The organism is Burkholderia glumae LMG 2196 = ATCC 33617 (assembly GCF_000960995.1).
Classification (GTDB): Bacteria; Pseudomonadota; Gammaproteobacteria; order Burkholderiales; family Burkholderiaceae; genus Burkholderia; species Burkholderia glumae.
In genome coordinates, this window is the sequence record NZ_CP009432.1 from 112,419 (window position 1) to 128,383 (window position 15,965).

Sequence of the window (15,965 nt, forward strand, 5' to 3'; positions counted from 1 at the left end):
GAAATTGCTCGAAATTGGGGCCGAGCAGTTCCCGCTCGCTGGAGAAGCAATCTGGGTCAACCTGGTCGCGGAAGGGGCCTCGAGCGTGGCCGGCACGGGCGCAGCGGCCGCTTGCGACGGACACTTGGTCGAAGGGTAATGTCGGCGTTCGCCCTAACCCTGATAACTCGTATTATCAGGGCTATTCATGCCCCGATTCTCCGGGCGCCTCTGGCTACTGCCCGTGCGCCCTCGCTTGCCACGTCCCTCTCGGAACAGCGGAAATCGGTAGTACAGCCACCTCGCGTAGCTGATCACGGCAGGTGGGAAGCGGTAGCCTTTGAAAGAGATCGGCGAATCAACGCACGGCTGGACGGCATCAGTCGATTTCTTCATGCCCTACTATACAAGCCTTCGCGCAACAATCTGATAATACCGACAGTACCCTTCAAAGTGTGCCTGTCCGGCTCGACGCTGCCCTACAAATGCACACTCACATTTTTTACACATATTTACATAGCTGCGCGACGGTTCTCCCGGATTGCTGCGTTTAATCGTCGTGCAATTCGGCAAGGACCACCCACGCCGAACGCCTTGGGCATACCCACATCTTCTGCAATAAAAGGAAAATCATAATGAAAGAAATCATTCAATTCTTTTGTGGCCATGCCGAGCCCGGCCTGCTGCTGATCGGTATGCCGATGAAGCGCATCGCCCCGACTTGAACTGCCAAAGCCCTACCGATCAAGGCCGCAAAGCAGCCAGCGGAATCCCACCGCCAGCGAGCGCCGGCGGCAAGTGTGCAAATCTAATGCGTTGTGGGAGCAGCGTGTCGCGTGATTCTTACGAGGACGAACGTAGCGACATTGCATGAACGAACGTCGGGCCAAAGCCGCTATTAATGGTGGAGCATGACCGACGGAAGGAGTCTGCAATGGGCCCCGACGTACTGATGCAATCACAAGCTGTAATCGAATCCACAAAAGGTGGTGCCATGAATACCCCACAAGAAGCCCGATCGGCGGCCGCGAACCGGCCGCGCAGCGACACGCCTGGCCCCTCTCTAGCGCGAGCCGGACTATGTTATTGGTTGACCGGCCTGCCCGGCGCTGGCAAGACGACCTTGGCCCGCGCTTTTGCCACGCGCTTGCGGGACGGACATCGCGATGCACTAGTCTTGGACGGTGACGAACTGCGCGAACGCCTGAACTGCGACCTCGGTTTTGATCGTGCCGGTCGCGCCGAAAGCGCGCGGCGCACAGCCGAGATCGCGCGTATCGGGGTAGCCGCCGGCCTGGTGGTATTGGTCTCGTTAGTGTCACCGTTCGAGGAGGACCGGATGCGGGCCGCCGAGATCGTGGGCGTCGAGCGCTTCGTGGACGTGTTCGTGGACGCCTCGCTCGACACTTGCATGCAGCGCGATCCGAAAGGCATGTATCTGAAAGCTCTCGCGGGCCTGATTCCAGGCTTCACTGGCGTCACCAGTCCCTACGAACGTCCGATCGCCCCAGGTCTGCACATCGTTACCGATGAGATGAGTTGTGCCGACGGCGTTGAGAGGTTGATGCGCCATTTCGAACGTCAGTGCATGGTGGATCGGTCAGCGCCACACGGTTGACATTACTGCGTTGGGCGAGGCCATTGCCAGCCCTCTCTGCTCCCCAGTCGGGTGCCTATCTATTCGTTCATTATGTTCATTCTTTTTGGATCACCCCGTTCCGGCACGACGCTGTTCAAGGAGGCGCTCAACCTCCATAGCGAGATATTCATTCCCAACCAGACCACCTTCATCAGCCCGATCGCTCATGTGCTCGGCTGCATCAGCGACTGGTCGGTGGCACGAAGGCTGGTGGTCAAGATCATCACCTCGACCGACGATTTTGCCGAGGTCTTGCAGCCCTACATTTCGGCGGCGGAGGTAGAGGATGCCGTCGCGGATGCGAAACCGACGCTCGCCGGGGTGTTGAATGCGATCTACACACGCATCGCGCAAAATACTACCAGCCGCATCAGTGGCGACAAGACACCCGACGATCTGCTGTCGATCCGCAAATTAGAGCAGGTCGGGCTACTTGACAGCGATCTGCGCTTTCTTCATATCGTGCGAGACGTCCGCGGCGCCCTGGCCTCGCTCAAGCAAGTCGACTGGGCGCCGATCGGCATCGAAGAGTATTTCCCGCGACTCTGGAACTACACGAATCTGCATCTGTTCAAGACCATGCAAGCGCGCGAAAACTACCTGCTGGTGCGCTACGAGGATCTCGTCGGCAATCCGCGGCACGTGTTGAGCCTAGCCACCCGGTTCCTCGGCCTGGCGTTCGAAGAACAAATGCTTGAAAACGCGCATCGCGCCCCCGCGCTGCGCCACGATCAAAGCCACCTCAACCTGTCGCGGCCGTTCTTGTCGGAACGTGCCACGTCATGGCGACAGGAATTGACGCCTGATTTCCAGGCCCATTGCGAAAGCACCGCACATGAGGCCTTGCAGGCGTTCGGCTATCTCTGATACTCCTCAGTCCATCAGCGATTGCGAGAGGTGGCCTCGCAAATTCGGACAGACGGGTAAGTGGAATGCCCGGGGCCTGAGCCCGGCCTCCACGATTCCCGGTGCGGTTCAGTTTGTACGAGATCTGCTCGACCAGTTGCCGCTCGCTGCGGATGCTGTACAGCACCTGCAACAGCATCGCCCGCGTCAGTTTCTCAGGCGCGATGCTCGGTCGGCCTCTCTTCACGTCGACTTCGTACATCGCCGAGAACTTCGCATCCATCTTCGACAGTGCTTCGTTCAGCCACATCCGAATCTGGCGCAGCGGATGCGCCTGCGGAACAAATTCCTCTAGCCTCACCGTGCTGAACAACGATTCGTTGTAACCGTCCGCGCCTCGCATCTTCGTGCTTTCCTTTATCTCGGGAACCAACATCGTGCAGGACGGCCCGACGTATTTCAACGGTCTGCTAAGCAAATACGAAATGCCGCTAAGGGCCGCGGCCTTTGCATCCTAGAATCGGACCGATCCCGACGCTACGGAGTGGCGACATGACTGAACCGAAACAACCGGCGTGGCGTCTCGAAACGCTGGCCGTGCACGGCGGCTACCGGCCCGACCCGACGACGCGCGCCGTCGCGGTGCCAATCTATCAGACCGTGGCCTATGCGTTCGACGACACGCAGCACGGCGCCGACCTGTTCGATCTCAAGGTGCCCGGCAATATCTACACGCGCATAATGAATCCGACGCAGGACGTTCTCGAGCAGCGCGTGGCAGCGCTCGAAGGCGGCGTTGCCGCGCTGGCGCTGGCCTCCGGACAGGCCGCCGTATCCTACGCGATCCAGACGATCGCCGAAGCCGGCGACAACATCGTGTCGGCCAGCACGCTGTACGGCGGCACCTACAATCTGTTCGCGCACACGCTGCCGCTGTCGGGCATTCAAACACGCTTCGCAGATCCGCGCGAGTCGGAATCGTTCGCGTCGCTGATCGACGCTCGCACCAAGGCGATCTTCGTCGAATCGGTGGGCAACCCGCTCGGCAATCTGACCGATATCGCCAAGCTCGCCGAGCTCGCGCACAGCCACGGTATTCCGCTGATCGTCGACAACACGGTGCCATCGCCATTCCTGTTGCGGCCGATCGAGCACGGCGCCGACATCGTCGTGCATTCGCTGACGAAATACCTGGGCGGCCACGGCACCAGCCTCGGCGGTGCGATCGTCGATTCGGGAGCATTCCCCTGGGTCGAACACAAGGCGCGATACCCGCGCCTGAACGAGCCCGATGTCAGCTACCACGGCGTGGTGTACACCGAAGCGTTCGGGCCGGCGGCCTATATTGGCCGCGCGCGCGTAGTGCCGCTGCGCAACACCGGCGCGGCGATCTCGCCGTTCAATGCTTTCCTGATCCTGCAAGGCATCGAAACGCTCGCGCTGCGGCTCGAACGGATCACCGACAACGCGCTGCGCGTGGCGCAACTCCTGAAGCAGCATGCGCGTGTGGAGTGGGTCAACTACGTGGGGCTGCCTGAACATCCCGATCACGCGCTGGCGCAACGCTATCTCGGCGGGCGTGGGCCGGGCATCCTGACGTTCGGCGTGAAGGGCGGCCGCGCAGCCGGCGCGGCGTTCCAGGACGCGTTGCGCCTGTTCACGCGGCTCGTCAATATCGGCGACGCCAAATCGCTCGCCACCCACCCTGCTTCCACCACGCACCGCCAGCTTTCGCCCGACGAACTGCGCCAAGCCGGCGTCAGCGAGGAAACCGTGCGACTGTCGATCGGCATTGAGCATATCGACGACCTGCTCGCCGATCTCGATCAGGCGCTGACGCGCACCTGAGCGCACATGCAATACCGGTTCCATTCGGGGGAGATTATCCCTCGTCACGTTCCATGCTGTTTCGTACTAAGAGGCCATGTATGAACGCGTCCCTTTGCGCAAGTTTTCAGGTGTTCCGACTTCGACAGAATGGGTTGCAGCTATGTATTCGGCCTTGTTGCAGCCGACGTTCCGCTGCGGGCCCCTATGAAATCCGCTGACTCGCACCTCATTAGTTCAACGAGCTCGAAGCTCATGCCTCTTACCAGGTTTTGCGAGTCCCGGTCCGACCTGTCTTGTCATCTCACACGATTGCCAACGCAACCTTTCGACGTTCACCCTGTGTTAAACGTTAATCTTACAAGCCGTGCGACCACGGTTATGCCGACTTCACGCTCACGTGATCTTTCCTGTACGGCCTGTCATGGGCGAGCACCGTCCAGATCGTCCGCGCCATCTTGTTTGCCAACGCAACCACTACCACGTTCGATGGTCGCCGCTTCTTCATGCCCTCAACCCACGGACCAGGCTCCTTCGCATTCGTCAGTACAGATCGAGCGCCGTGGATCAGCAAAGTGCGCAGGTAGGTGTCGCCGCGCTTGCTGATCCCGTGGAGGCTCACCTTGCCGCCGGTGCCAGTCTGCTTCGGCACTAATCCGGCCCATGCCGCGAACTCGCGCCCAGACTTGAATGCTTTCGGATCACCCATCATCGCGACTGCTGCCGTCGCCGTCAGCAGGCCAACGCCCGGAATCTCGATAACCGCCTGTACCGCCTTGTCGTCCTTCTTCCATTCGCGCAACCGCCGCTCGATCGTCGCGATTTCCTCATCCAGCTTATTGACCCGCGCCCACTGCTCGCGCAGTGTATCGATCAGCAGTTTCGGCAGCCGCGCTTCGGCACGCGCGAGGGCGTCCTGGACTGCTTTGATCATCGCGGTGCGGCCTTTACCCATCACCTCGCCGAACTCGGCCAACATCCCGCGCAAGCCGTTGATCTGCATCGTACGGAACTTCACCAGTTGTTCCCGCTGACGATGCATCATCAGCACCGCCTGCTGCATTTCGCTTTTTACCGCCACCGCCTTCCGTGGCTGCTGGACTGCCAGCCAGATCGCTTGCGCGTCCATCGCATCGTTTTTGTTGCCAACGTTGAATGCCTTCACAAACTTCGCTGGCATCAACTTAACCTGATGTCCCATCTGCATCAGCTGTCTTGCCCAGTGATAGGCGCTACCGCACGCTTCCATCCCGATCATGCACGGCGCACGATTTGCGAAATATTCGAGAAACTGCGAGCGCTTGATCTGCTTGTTCACGATTTCGCCGGTTTCCGGGGCGACGTAGTGCACTTGAAAGACACTTTTTGCAATGTCGATTCCAACAGGCGTAGCATTCATTTCGGATCCTCCGGTTGCCGGGAAATGCGTGCATTTTCCACCTGGGCACATCGATGCCGTTGGCCCGCGGGATCCACCTTCCTTTGCGCTACATTCAGGGGTGGGACGCGTTCATATCATTAGTTCAAAAACTCCCGAGAGGGGCTGTTTACTTCCTCGGCAAGCTGTTAACCTTGGGCATCAGAACAACGGAAGTCCAAGGATGGAAGCGCCAATCATTGACGACGAACTGTGGATACTGATCGAACCATTGCTGCCACCTGCGAAGCTTCGAGCGAAGAGCGATCCTGGTCGCCCGCGCGTGTCCGACCGTGCGGCTCTCAACGGCATCCTGTTCGTGTTCAAAACGGGAATTCGTTGGAACCACTTGCCGACTCGTCTGGGCTTTGGCTCGGGCGCCACATGCTGGCGGCGATTGAGCGACTGGCAAAAGGCTGGTGTATGGGACCAACTGCACGAGTTGCTTCTCGACAAGTTGCGTGCGGCCGGCCAAATCGACCTGTCATACGCTGCGGTCGATTCGTCGTCCGTGCGCGCCGTTGGGGCGGGCGAAAAACTGGCCCGAACCCCACCGATTGCGCGCGACCCGGTTCCAAGCACCACGTCCTCGTAGACGCCAACGGCGTTCCTCTCGTTGCGATCCTGACTGGCGCGAACACCAACGACGTCACGCAGTTGCTGCCGCTCGTTGATGCGATTCCACCCATTCGCGGCGTTCGTGGCCGAGCGCTTCAGAAGCCCGGCGTCGTCTACGCCGATCGCGGCTACGATTCCACCCGACATCGTCGCGCGTTGCGCGAACGCGGTATCAAGCCCGTGATCGCCAAGCGCCGGACCGAGCATGGCAGTGGTCTGGGCAAGTATCGTTGGGTGGTCGAACGTACGCATTCCTGGCTCCACAATTTCCGTCGCCTACGCACTCGCTTCGAGCGACGTGCCTACATTCACGAAGCATTCCTCAAACTTGGCTGCTCGATCATCTGTTGGAACATCTTCAGACGAGCTGAGCAGGGTTTTTGAACTGGCCTCTAACTCTGCCTAGGCGAAGACAATGAGAAAGAGAGCAGCAAAATCAGCGGGTAACGAAGAATTATCCACACCGGAAAAGATGTACTACGCTGTCTCGTGGCGGGTCAGACTTAGCTGAAATCGGTGGGTAAAGCCCGGTGAAAATCAGCAGCTAAGAGGACATTCCGCGGCTGCTGTTTGCTGCAAGGCTCGCTTAGCTGGGGTGGGCGGCCAAAGCACTTTCACCCACCGGCGGGCCGGCCTCGTGACGCCCCTCCGGACACCAATCTTTTCAATAAAGTAGGAATGCAATGTCGAATGTCACCACTCGTGCCACTTATCTGGAATGTTGCCATGTGAACCGGGCGCTGCTCGTCGCGTTGGACGAACGGGACAGTGATACGTCCAACCATTGTCTGCGGGTGGGTTTGCTCGCAGAATCGTTGGGGCGCGCATTGGGGGTGCGCGATGTAGAGCTCGTCATGCTGCGCGAAGCGGGATTCGCACACGACATCGGTAAAATCGCCATTCCCGACAAGGTGCTGTTCAAGCCCGGCGTACTCGACCACACGGAGTTTAAAGTGATCCAGGCCCACAGCGCCATCGGCGAGAGGATTCTGTCATCACAGAATCCGCGAGGCGCGGCCAGCGCGCTGATTGCCGACGCCGTACTCCATCATCACGAACGGTACGATGGAACAGGCTATCCATCCAGCCTGAGGGCAAACTGTATTCCATTCTGGTCGAGAATCATTGCTGTCGTAGATTGCTTCGATGCATTGACGACGAACCGCCCATACCACGATGCTATGCCGGCCGGGAGCGCAGTTGACCTCATCCAGGCCAACTCGGGAACGCATTTCGATTCCGATGTCGTGAGCGCTTTTGTTGCGCTGCAGCGCAACTGATAACGACAGTTACCCTCGACGGCGCTGTCATGTTGGCGGGCATGGTCGCGTAAGATGGAGTGATGAAACCGCAAGCGCTCTTCTACCACGGCCATCGATTCCCCGCAGCGGGCCCTGTCAGGTAGCGACGTATGTAGACAACGGGCGCAAGCTCGACCTGAATGTTTCACGCGGCAGACGGATTCTGGGCGACCTCGGTCAATTCACGCCACGTCGAGATGAACCGCACCGGGAATCGTGGAGGCCTGGCTCAGGCCCCGGGCATTCCACTTACCCGTCTGTCCGAATTTGCGAGGCCACCTCTCACGACCTGGATGCGATCGCGGCCTACTTGAACCGCTACACCGATGCGCCCAATACGTTGCGCAGCTACCGCCGCGAGCTCGAACGCCTGCTGCTCTGGTGCGTGGTCGAGCGCGGCACCGCGCTGTCGTCGATGAGGGTGGAGGACTGCGAAGCCTACAAGGCGTTTTTGACCAACCCCTCGGACACGTTCCGTGGGCCGCTGGCGCCCGTTTGCCCTGAGGCCGCTGTCGCTCGACAGCCAGCGCTATGCCGTGCGCACGCTGCGCGCGGCGTTCGACTGGCTGGTGAAGGTGCGTTACCAGGCTGGCAACCCGTGGGTGGCCGTAACCGACCCGAAGCCCGTCAAGCGGGCGACCAAGCTGCAGGCGCAGCGGGCGCTACCGATCGACGTATGGAGCTGGGTGCGCGCGGAACTCGCCGACCGCGCCGATGGCTTGGGGCCACAGGGCCCGGACTGGCGCGTGGTGCGTGCGTTGGTGCTGCTGATGGGCGACGCGGGCCTGAGAGTCGAGGAGGCCGTGACGGTGGAGCGGGGCGGGTTGCAGTGGTGGCCTGCCGAGGACGAGACGCCCGCGACCTGGATGCTGCGCTTGATCGGCAAGGGCAGCAAGGAGCGCATCGTGCCGCTGACCGAGGACACCGTGCAGGCACTGCGCGAGCACTGGCAGGACCGCGGCCTGGATCTGGACGCTCCCGGCGCTGCGGCCGACGGCGTGCCGCTGGTGGCGCCGACGGTGGTGCCGCCCACGCCGGCCAGTCGGGAAAAATTCGGCGTGACCGACGCGGGAGAGGTGACGCGCGCGGCCGGCTATACCCCGTGCGCCGGGTCGTGACACGGGCCCTCAGGCGTCTGCTCGAGCAACTGCCGGACTGGGAGGAGTCGGCCTGCCGGCAACTGGCCGCGACCTCGCCGCACGCGTTCCGGCACGCAGTCGGCCGCGGCCGGCATGGCGATCGAGGTGCCGCTGCAGGTGCTGGGCCATGGCTCGCTGCACACCACCACGATCTACGTCAACGCCGAGCAGCAGCGCATGCGCCAAGAGAGCCCGAAGTATCATGCGCGTCTGGCTGCCCGCCGAACCAAGTAAGCGAGAGGCCGGCGGGCGGGTCGGGATGAACGCGGCACGGCCACGGGCACCCGCGCCAGCCGCCTTTCTCGGGAAATCGTTACTCGGTATCCGGTGTCGCCGACCGCGTCGAGCGGCGCCGGCTTACTGCCAGGCCGCACCTCTGCCGTCGGCCGTCGCGATCCGGAAGAAGGCCACCGCGTCACGAAGCGTGGCGGCCTGTTCGGCCATGGCCTGCGCCGCGGCCGAGGCTTGTTCCACCAGGGCCGCGTTTTGCTGGGTCACCGCGTCCATCTGGCTGACCGCGGTGTTGACCTGTTCGATGCCCGTGCCCTGCTCGTCGGATGCCGAGGCGATCTCGCCCATGATGTCGGTGACCTGGCGCACCGACTTGACGATCTCGGACATGGTGGCGCCCGCCCGATTGACCTGCTCCCGTCCAGTTGCCACGTGATCTACCGAGCGTTCGATGAGATCTTTGATTTCCTTGGCGGCGCTGGCGCTGCGCTGGGCGAGCGTGCGCACCTCGCCCGCCACGACGGCAAACCCTCGGCCCTGTTCGCCCGCGCGCGCGGCTTCCACCGCGGCGTTGAGCGCCAGGATGTTGGTCTGGAAAGCAATGCCCTCGATTACCGTGATGATTTGCGATACCTTGCCGGAGCTTTCCGAGATCGACTTCATCGATTCGACGACCTGGTCCACGACGTTACCGCCGCGCACCGCCACGTCGCACGCATTGGTGGCGAGCATGTTGGCCTGCTTCGCGCTATCGGTGTTCTGCCGGACGGTCGAGGTCAACTGCTCCATGCTCGCGGCGGTTTCCTCCAGCGAGGCGGCTTGCTCTTCGGTGCGTTGCGACAGGTCCAGATTGCCTTGGGCGATTTCACCCGCGGCTGACTTGATCGACTCGGCGGACGACTGGATGCCCGCGACGATGCCCCTCAGTTGCTGCCGCATGCCCTCCAGCGACGCCATCAGGCTGCTTTGATCCTTGTCGCGAACCGGCGCCGCCACCGAGAGGTCGCCCTGCGCGATGCGGCTGGCCACGCTCGCGGCCGCGGCGGGCTCGCCGCCCAGCGCCCGGAGGATGCCGCGCGTAATGACGATGCCCAACACAATCGCAAGAGTGATCGTGATCAGGCCGGCGGCCGTCAAGGTGAACATGGTGGCGGTGGTCATCGTGGCAACCTCGCCGGAGCGCTGGTCCAGCAGGGCCTGTTCGGCACTGCCGACGTCGGCGGCCACCGCACGGTAGCGATCCATGAACTGCTTGTCCTTGCTCAGCTTGAATTCATCCGTGAGCGCGCTCAGCGGCTGGGTTCCCGCGTTGACGTCGCGTCTCATCCCGATCAGCTTTTCGGCGACGCTGCCCACCTTGTTGCGCAACTGCAGCAGTTCCTCCAGGCGCTGTTGCTGGGCGGCGTTGTCCGAGGTGAGGCCGCGGATGACTTCGTACGCCTTGGCGAATTGGCCTTGGCCGGCCAGATAGGGATCGAGAAATTTGTCGTCCCCGGAGATCACATAGCCGCGTACCCCCGTCTCCATGTTGACCATGTTGGCCAACATCTCGTCGTTCGCTCGCAGCACGCGATAACTATGGATGTTCCATCCGTTGGCGTCGTTCAGGCGCAGGAAATTGACGATGGAGATCGCGCTGCCGATCAGCGAAATCAGTATGACGATTCCGAACGCACCAGCGAGCTTCTGGCCTACGGTCAGTTTTTTCATAGCGTTCCCGATTGGTTTGTGAATTGTGTGCAATGACGGCAACTGTTTTGGTTGCTGAAGTGATGTTGGCGTCGCAGAATCGGGAAAATTGACTCGTTTAGGATTGTGTGGAGGTATTTGTTGCCGAATTGATCTCGCGATTTCAAAAGTACAGACGCGCAAACGATGTCTCAAGCACGATTAACTTATCTCGCACGCGGAAGATCGATCCGATAGCGCGTGTATCGGGATTCCGTATGCCAGACGAGGCTGCATATCGGCGCTGCGGTACGGCAGGATATGTTCGTGCTGCTCCTCGCCGACGTGACCAACATGGGGCTCGCTGAAGTCGCCGCGGCCACCAAGCAACTGGGTGCGCAAGGCGCTCGAAGACTCGCGACTCTGCTGCGTGCGGAATTACGCGCTCGCGCCGAGCTACCCAGGCGCCAGGCGGGCGCGCTGAGAAAGCGGCCAAGCCCAAGCTGCTCGCCCGGTATCGGCGCATGCCCATTCGCGGTGGACAGGCCGCTCTGCTGGTGGAGTTCGCCTCGGCCGACGTGTTCTACCGCGAGATCGATGATCTCGTCGCGGGGATCGCGCTCGCGGCCGAATGGCACGACTGTATCTCGGAGAGCGAGGCGCGAGCGGAGGGGGGACGGGCAAAAGTGGGGCTGATGAGTGCCTCCGAGGCCGACTGGCGGGCTGTTTCGAGCGACCAATATCTGGATGCGCAGGAGCGCCTCGAACAACTCGCAGAGGGGGAACGATCAGCGAACCTTGATCAAGGTCAACGAGAATGCAATCAGTGGGGCTCCCCAACCCTTCAGCCAGTTTGGAAGCGAACGTAAACAAGTTGACAAGATAATCTGCACGGTCTGGGAGCCGCAATGAAAAACATGACTGTATCCGCCCGCCTAATCACCGGGTTCGGGTTGCTGATGGCATTGTTGCTGGCAGTTGCGGCGATCGGTTTTTACGGGTTGTCACAGTTGAACGAGCAACTGAACGCTGTCACGGTGAACAACACCGAAGCGAAGCTGGCTAACCGGTTGCGCGTATCGATACTGGACCGCGCTATTGCTGTGAGAAACTTGGCATTGCTTACCGATGCGCAGGGAACGGCCAAGGAGGTGGAGCGCATTAGCAGGCAGGAGAAAATCTACGCCGACGCCTATCAGACACTGGCGAAGACGCTTGCGGACGAACTCGGCACGACGCAGCGAGAGAAAACGCTCCTCGTCCAGCTCGAGCAGGACGAAGCGGCGGCCCAGCCTGCATTGCGCAAGGCCACTCAGTTGGGTTTGTCGAATGATATGGCTGGCGCTACTCGGGAACTGCTGCAGAACGTCAGGCCGCTACAACAGAGTTGGCTGGCACACGCGGTCGAGCTGGTCGATTTCGAGGACCAGCTCAACGACCAAGCGCAACATGACGCGGTGCGCACGTACTCTAGCGTTCGCGTACTGATCGCAGCCATCGTTGCCGGTTCGCTGCTTCTGGCAGCCGTGACCGCAATCCTCATTACGCGCAGCATCCTGAGCCAGCTCGGCGGCGAACCCGGTTTCGCGCAGTCCGTGGCGGCGGAAATCGCCAATGGCAATCTGATGGTGGATTTGCACCTGAAGCCTAGCGATTCGACCAGCCTCATGGCATCGCTGGAATCGATGCGCGCCAGGCTCACGTCGATCGTGCACGGCATCAAGACCTCGGCCGAATCCATCTCGGTTGCCGCCAACGAGGTTGCCCAGGGCAATGTCGCTCTCTCGCAGCGCACCGAAGAGCAGGCGGCATCGCTCGAAGAGACGTCTGCCAGCATGGAAGAAGTGACCTCGGCGGTGAAGCACAATACTGACAATGCCCGGCAGGGCAGCGCGCTCGCGGTCACGGCGTCGCAGACCGCTGCGTCTGGCGGTGACGTGGTCCGTCAAGTGGTGGGCACCATGGAAGACATCACGTCGAGCTCGCGCAAGGTTACCGAGATCATTTCCGTGATCGAGGGGATCGCTTTCCAGACCAATATTCTGGCACTCAACGCGGCGGTCGAGGCAGCACGCGCAGGCGAGCAGGGCCGCGGCTTTGCCGTCGTCGCAGGGGAAGTGCGCACCCTGGCGCAGCGCAGTGCGGTGGCGGCCAAGGAAATCAAGGCACTGATCGAAACGTCGGCGTCGCACGTGGCTGCCGGCTCGCAATTGGTTGCCGGCGCTGGCGCGACCATGGATGAGATCGTCCGTTCGGTACAGCGGGTCACCGACATCATGGGCGAGATCGCGTCGGCGTCGGCGGAGCAAAGCACGGGAATCGAACAGATCAACACGGCCGTGGCGCAGATGGACGAGGTCACCCAGCAGAACGCGGCGCTGGTGGAGCAGGCCACGGCCGCGGCGCAGTCGATGGCGGATCAGGCGGAAAGCCTGCGGGCCACGGTGTCCATCTTCCGGGTCGATGCAAGGGCGCAGACGGAGCTCGCTGCACCGGTGAAGCAGTCCGTTAGCGTCGGGCCGAAGCAGGCGAAGCGCCGCTATGAGCCGGCGCAGCCCCGGCTGGCTGCGGCTAGGACGGGAAGCGGCGAGTGGGCCACGTCCTGACCTGCGAGCAGGCGATCAATCGCCTTTTCGTTGCCGCCGCTCTCTGGATCGACACCAAACGCGGGGAGCGGGTTACCCCTAATAAGGACAAACACCTAGCGTTCTTCAGCAAGCCACCCGGGCGTCGTAGTTACATTTGTCTTTCCGATGTCTTGCGTTTTAATGTGGAGAATGTAATGTCCTTTCTAGTTAATCTTAAGATTGGCAGCCGGCTGGCGATTGGCTTCGCCATTTCAGTCGGGCTCGTGTGTGTGATCGGCGCGATGGCGATCTGGCAGATCGGCAAGGTGTATCAGAAAACCGAGGAAATCTCCGGCGAGATCCTGCCAACTGTTCAGACGCTCAGCGATGTCCGAGCGACGGCCAATACCGTTCGGCGCGCGACCCTGCGAGGCCTGCTTGAGGCCGACCAGCAAGGGCGCAACGCGCAGCGGGAGGCTCACGACACGGCGCTGCGGCAGTACGAAAGCCTGTTTGCCAGCTATAAGTCGCTGGCGAAATCGTCCGACGGCGCACGGCTCACCCAGGACATCGAAGCCGCCTGGGCGATTTTCCTGAAAAACGATCAGCGATTGCAGGAGGCAGTCGCAGCGGGCAAAACCGATGCGCTTGAGATGCGGACGCTGGCGACCAGGGGAAGTGCAACCGAGTTCGCGAGCTTCGTGAAGGTGGTCGAGGCAGCGGTACAGGCGAGTCGGGAACGCAGTGATTCAGCCAGCGCATCCGCCTTGACTTCGTACCACTCGGCGGTGCGCGGCACGGTCATGCTGGTGGCGGTGGCGGTGGCCGCCGGCATCGGCATTGCGATCCTGATCACGCGCTCCATCACCCGGCCGCTCAACCGCGCTGTCACCGTCGCGCAGACTGTCGCGCAAGGCGATCTCACCTCGGACATCGATGTGAGCGGCAAGGACGAGACGGCCATGCTGCTTGCCGCGCTCAAGGAGATGAACGCTCGGCTTGCCCGGATGGTGGGCGACATCCAGCAGAGCGCCGACAGCATTGCGACCGCGTCCTCGGAAATCGCGTCCGGTAACGTCGATCTCAGCCAACGCACCGAGGAGCAGGCCGCCTCGTTGGAAGAGACCGCCGCGAGCATGGAGCAGCTGACTTCGGCGGTCAAGCAGAACGCGGACAACGCGCAGCAAGGCAGCAGCGTGGCGAAGAACGCCTCCGAAGTGGCCGAGCATGGCGGCACGGTCGTGAGCCGAGTCGTGGACACAATGCAGGAAATCAGCGAGCGAGCGGGCCGCATGTCGTCCATCATCGTCACGATCGAAGGCATCGCATTCCAGACCAACATCCTTGCGCTCAACGCGGCCGTGGAGGCCGCGCGCGCCGGCGAGCAGGGCCGCGGATTCGCGGTGGTGGCGGGCGAGGTGCGCACGCTTGCGCAACGCAGTGCCGCGGCGGCCAAGGAGATCAAGGATCTGATTACAGAGTCGGTCGACGGAGTGAATAAGGGGGGAGCGCTGGTAGCTGAGGCTGGGGCCACGATGAAGGAAGTGGTCAGCGCCGTGGCCCGAGTTACGGACCTCATGGAGGAAATCTCCGCTGCTTCGCAAGAGCAGCGCAAGGGTATCGAGCAGGTGAATCAGGCGGTCACGCAAATGGATGAGGTGACGCAGCAAAACGCGGCGCTGGTGGAAGAGGCGGCCGCGGCCGCGCAGTCGATGTCCTCTCAGTCTTCGAGCTTGAAGGACATGATTTCGGTGTTCCGCATCTCTGCGAGCCGCGCCAGCGTGCCTAACGAAAGCCCGCGAGCGCGCGCGCCCGCGCCGCGCCGCGCACCTGTGGCACGACCCAAGTTGGCCGCGGTACGCGGACGAGGCGCGGCACCCGAGCTGGCGGCGGCTGGCGCGCCAGCCTACGCGTCGCAGTCGGATTGGCAGAACTTCTAAATTCCGTCACGACGGCGACAAAGCACGCCGAAGACGAAGGCTGGGAGGTGCACCTCGATTTCACGGTTGGCGAGTCACATGATCGCCGGCCGAGGCTCTGACCGTTCTCCTATTGTGCGCGGACCAACCAGATGCACGTCGACTCGCCGATGTATGAGATCACGCGCAACAGCATTGGACGTAATAAAATGATAATCGGAAGTCTTTGAGGTGGAAACATGACTAATGTTAGCTTTCCATGTTATCAAGACGCGGAATGGAAATCCGCGCAGATCGCTCGTATTTGTAATTTTATGAGATTGCATGACGTAGCGACGACTGCTATTGATAAGAGGCGCGATGAGATTGTCTCGTTGCGAAGAGCGGTACTTGAGTCTATCCGCATATCGAGTCGAAAGCGGCCGTATATGGCGGATGCTGCCGCATTCCTAGAAGCTATTTTCTCATTGACGGCTCCGTGTCACCTGGATGGTGCGCGGCGGTCGGCCGTACTCATGCACTCTATTTTGGAGCAGGCAATCTCGCGCCTGCGCGATTTCTCTGATCCGCAGGCAATGAACGAAGTTTCGACCGGGGCATTAAACGAAGCAATGGCGAATTTATTCCAAAGCTGCGAAAAAAACATTCGCAGAATGACAGCGTTGCTCGAAAATGCCGATCGCGAAATTTGTTCTCTGCAGGATATGCTCATGAAATTCATTTCATAATTAACAAATCGGTCTCTGTAAGTCAACAGGCTTCGCAAAATGTGCATGCGCACTTTCCGGGAAACTATTCCGTTTTTGATCATTTT

General features: G+C 61.1%; 13 protein-coding genes and 2 pseudogenes. 11 read left to right on the forward strand and 4 right to left on the reverse strand.

Features of this window, described 5'->3' with window-relative positions; translation table 11 throughout:
* Positions 1-255: 255 nt before the first annotated feature.
* Positions 256-375, reverse strand: a pseudogene (locus KS03_RS33460) (transposase); the annotation flags it as partial.
* 538 nt (positions 376-913) lie between these two features.
* On the opposite strand from KS03_RS33460, the gene cysC reads away from it, so the two are divergent.
* Complete coding sequence (cysC, locus tag KS03_RS00615; RefSeq protein WP_012734068.1) at positions 914-1,597, forward strand: adenylyl-sulfate kinase; 684 nt, start codon at positions 914-916, stop codon at positions 1,595-1,597.
* Positions 1,598-1,669: 72 nt separating this feature from the next.
* A complete protein-coding gene (locus KS03_RS00620) occupies positions 1,670-2,485 on the forward strand; it encodes a sulfotransferase family protein (RefSeq protein WP_035976812.1) in 816 nt (271 codons plus the stop codon).
* 109 nt (positions 2,486-2,594) lie between these two features.
* On the opposite strand, the pseudogene KS03_RS29180 reads toward KS03_RS00620, so the two are convergent.
* A pseudogene (locus KS03_RS29180) lies at positions 2,595-2,867 on the reverse strand (transposase); the annotation flags it as partial.
* A gap of 149 nt (positions 2,868-3,016) precedes the next feature.
* Here KS03_RS29180 and KS03_RS00630 point away from each other — a divergent pair.
* Positions 3,017-4,312: an O-acetylhomoserine aminocarboxypropyltransferase/cysteine synthase family protein gene (locus tag KS03_RS00630; RefSeq protein ID WP_012734070.1), complete on the forward strand. Its 1,296-nt coding sequence runs from the start codon at positions 3,017-3,019 to the stop codon at positions 4,310-4,312.
* A gap of 358 nt (positions 4,313-4,670) precedes the next feature.
* On the opposite strand, the gene KS03_RS00635 is transcribed toward KS03_RS00630, so the two are convergent.
* Positions 4,671-5,690: an IS110 family RNA-guided transposase gene (locus KS03_RS00635; RefSeq protein WP_045678676.1), complete on the reverse strand. Its 1,020-nt coding sequence runs from the start codon at positions 5,688-5,690 to the stop codon at positions 4,671-4,673.
* A 202-nt stretch (positions 5,691-5,892) separates the two neighbouring features.
* Here KS03_RS00635 and KS03_RS29190 point away from each other — a divergent pair.
* From KS03_RS29190 to KS03_RS33125, 4 genes are all read left to right on the forward strand, one after another.
* Positions 5,893-6,710 (forward strand): IS5-like element ISBugl2 family transposase gene (locus KS03_RS29190; protein ID WP_085962447.1). Its coding sequence is split into 2 segments (ribosomal slippage): positions 5,893-6,241 and positions 6,241-6,710, totalling 819 coding nucleotides; the frame shifts between segments, so codons are not numbered across the junction.
* A 299-nt stretch (positions 6,711-7,009) separates the two neighbouring features.
* Positions 7,010-7,606 carry an HD-GYP domain-containing protein gene (locus tag KS03_RS00640; RefSeq protein WP_017432949.1) on the forward strand — a complete coding sequence of 199 codons (597 nt, stop codon included), beginning with the start codon at positions 7,010-7,012 and terminating at the stop codon, positions 7,604-7,606.
* Between the two features lie 497 nt (positions 7,607-8,103).
* On the forward strand, positions 8,104-8,745 hold the full coding sequence (locus KS03_RS33120; RefSeq protein WP_026051358.1) for a tyrosine-type recombinase/integrase: 642 nt from the start codon (positions 8,104-8,106) through the stop codon (positions 8,743-8,745).
* A 114-nt stretch (positions 8,746-8,859) separates the two neighbouring features.
* Positions 8,860-9,000: a hypothetical protein gene (locus tag KS03_RS33125; RefSeq protein ID WP_017925058.1), complete on the forward strand. Its 141-nt coding sequence runs from the start codon at positions 8,860-8,862 to the stop codon at positions 8,998-9,000.
* Positions 9,001-9,123: 123 nt separating this feature from the next.
* Here KS03_RS33125 and KS03_RS00650 read toward each other — a convergent pair whose 3' ends face one another.
* The gene (locus KS03_RS00650) at positions 9,124-10,707 is read right to left on the reverse strand and encodes a methyl-accepting chemotaxis protein (protein ID WP_012732724.1); all 1,584 of its coding nucleotides are present in this window, start codon (positions 10,705-10,707) and stop codon (positions 9,124-9,126) included.
* 482 nt (positions 10,708-11,189) lie between these two features.
* Here KS03_RS00650 and KS03_RS32385 point away from each other — a divergent pair, with 482 nt between their 5' ends.
* From KS03_RS32385 to KS03_RS29205, 4 genes are all read left to right on the forward strand, one after another.
* Positions 11,190-11,534: a hypothetical protein gene (locus tag KS03_RS32385; RefSeq protein ID WP_017432531.1), complete on the forward strand. Its 345-nt coding sequence runs from the start codon at positions 11,190-11,192 to the stop codon at positions 11,532-11,534.
* Between the two features lie 39 nt (positions 11,535-11,573).
* Positions 11,574-13,271 (forward strand): methyl-accepting chemotaxis protein, encoded by a 1,698-nt coding sequence (locus KS03_RS00660; protein WP_012732723.1) that lies wholly within the window; start codon positions 11,574-11,576, stop codon positions 13,269-13,271.
* Positions 13,272-13,447: 176 nt separating this feature from the next.
* Positions 13,448-15,172: a methyl-accepting chemotaxis protein gene (locus tag KS03_RS00665; RefSeq protein WP_012734074.1), complete on the forward strand. Its 1,725-nt coding sequence runs from the start codon at positions 13,448-13,450 to the stop codon at positions 15,170-15,172.
* Between the two features lie 218 nt (positions 15,173-15,390).
* Positions 15,391-15,879 carry a hypothetical protein gene (locus KS03_RS29205; protein ID WP_080569430.1) on the forward strand — a complete coding sequence of 163 codons (489 nt, stop codon included), beginning with the start codon at positions 15,391-15,393 and terminating at the stop codon, positions 15,877-15,879.
* The last annotated feature ends 86 nt before the right edge of the window (positions 15,880-15,965 follow it).

What these genes read in the sequence shown, in the direction of transcription:
- cysC (WP_012734068.1), top strand. Translation starts at nt 914, where the DNA reads ATGGGCCCCGACGTACTGATGCAATCACAAGCTGTAATCGAATCCACA.
- KS03_RS00665 (WP_012734074.1), top strand. Translation starts at nt 13,448, where the DNA reads ATGTCCTTTCTAGTTAATCTTAAGATTGGCAGCCGGCTGGCGATTGGC.
- KS03_RS32385 (WP_017432531.1), top strand. Translation starts at nt 11,190, where the DNA reads ATGCCCATTCGCGGTGGACAGGCCGCTCTGCTGGTGGAGTTCGCCTCG.
- KS03_RS00640 (WP_017432949.1), top strand. Translation starts at nt 7,010, where the DNA reads ATGTCGAATGTCACCACTCGTGCCACTTATCTGGAATGTTGCCATGTG.
- KS03_RS33125 (WP_017925058.1), top strand. Translation starts at nt 8,860, where the DNA reads ATGGCGATCGAGGTGCCGCTGCAGGTGCTGGGCCATGGCTCGCTGCAC.
- KS03_RS00630 (WP_012734070.1), top strand. Translation starts at nt 3,017, where the DNA reads ATGACTGAACCGAAACAACCGGCGTGGCGTCTCGAAACGCTGGCCGTG.
- KS03_RS00620 (WP_035976812.1), top strand. Translation starts at nt 1,670, where the DNA reads ATGTTCATTCTTTTTGGATCACCCCGTTCCGGCACGACGCTGTTCAAG.
- KS03_RS00660 (WP_012732723.1), top strand. Translation starts at nt 11,574, where the DNA reads ATGAAAAACATGACTGTATCCGCCCGCCTAATCACCGGGTTCGGGTTG.
- KS03_RS00650 (WP_012732724.1), bottom strand. Translation starts at nt 10,707, where the DNA reads ATGAAAAAACTGACCGTAGGCCAGAAGCTCGCTGGTGCGTTCGGAATC.
- KS03_RS00635 (WP_045678676.1), bottom strand. Translation starts at nt 5,690, where the DNA reads ATGAATGCTACGCCTGTTGGAATCGACATTGCAAAAAGTGTCTTTCAA.
- KS03_RS29205 (WP_080569430.1), top strand. Translation starts at nt 15,391, where the DNA reads ATGACTAATGTTAGCTTTCCATGTTATCAAGACGCGGAATGGAAATCC.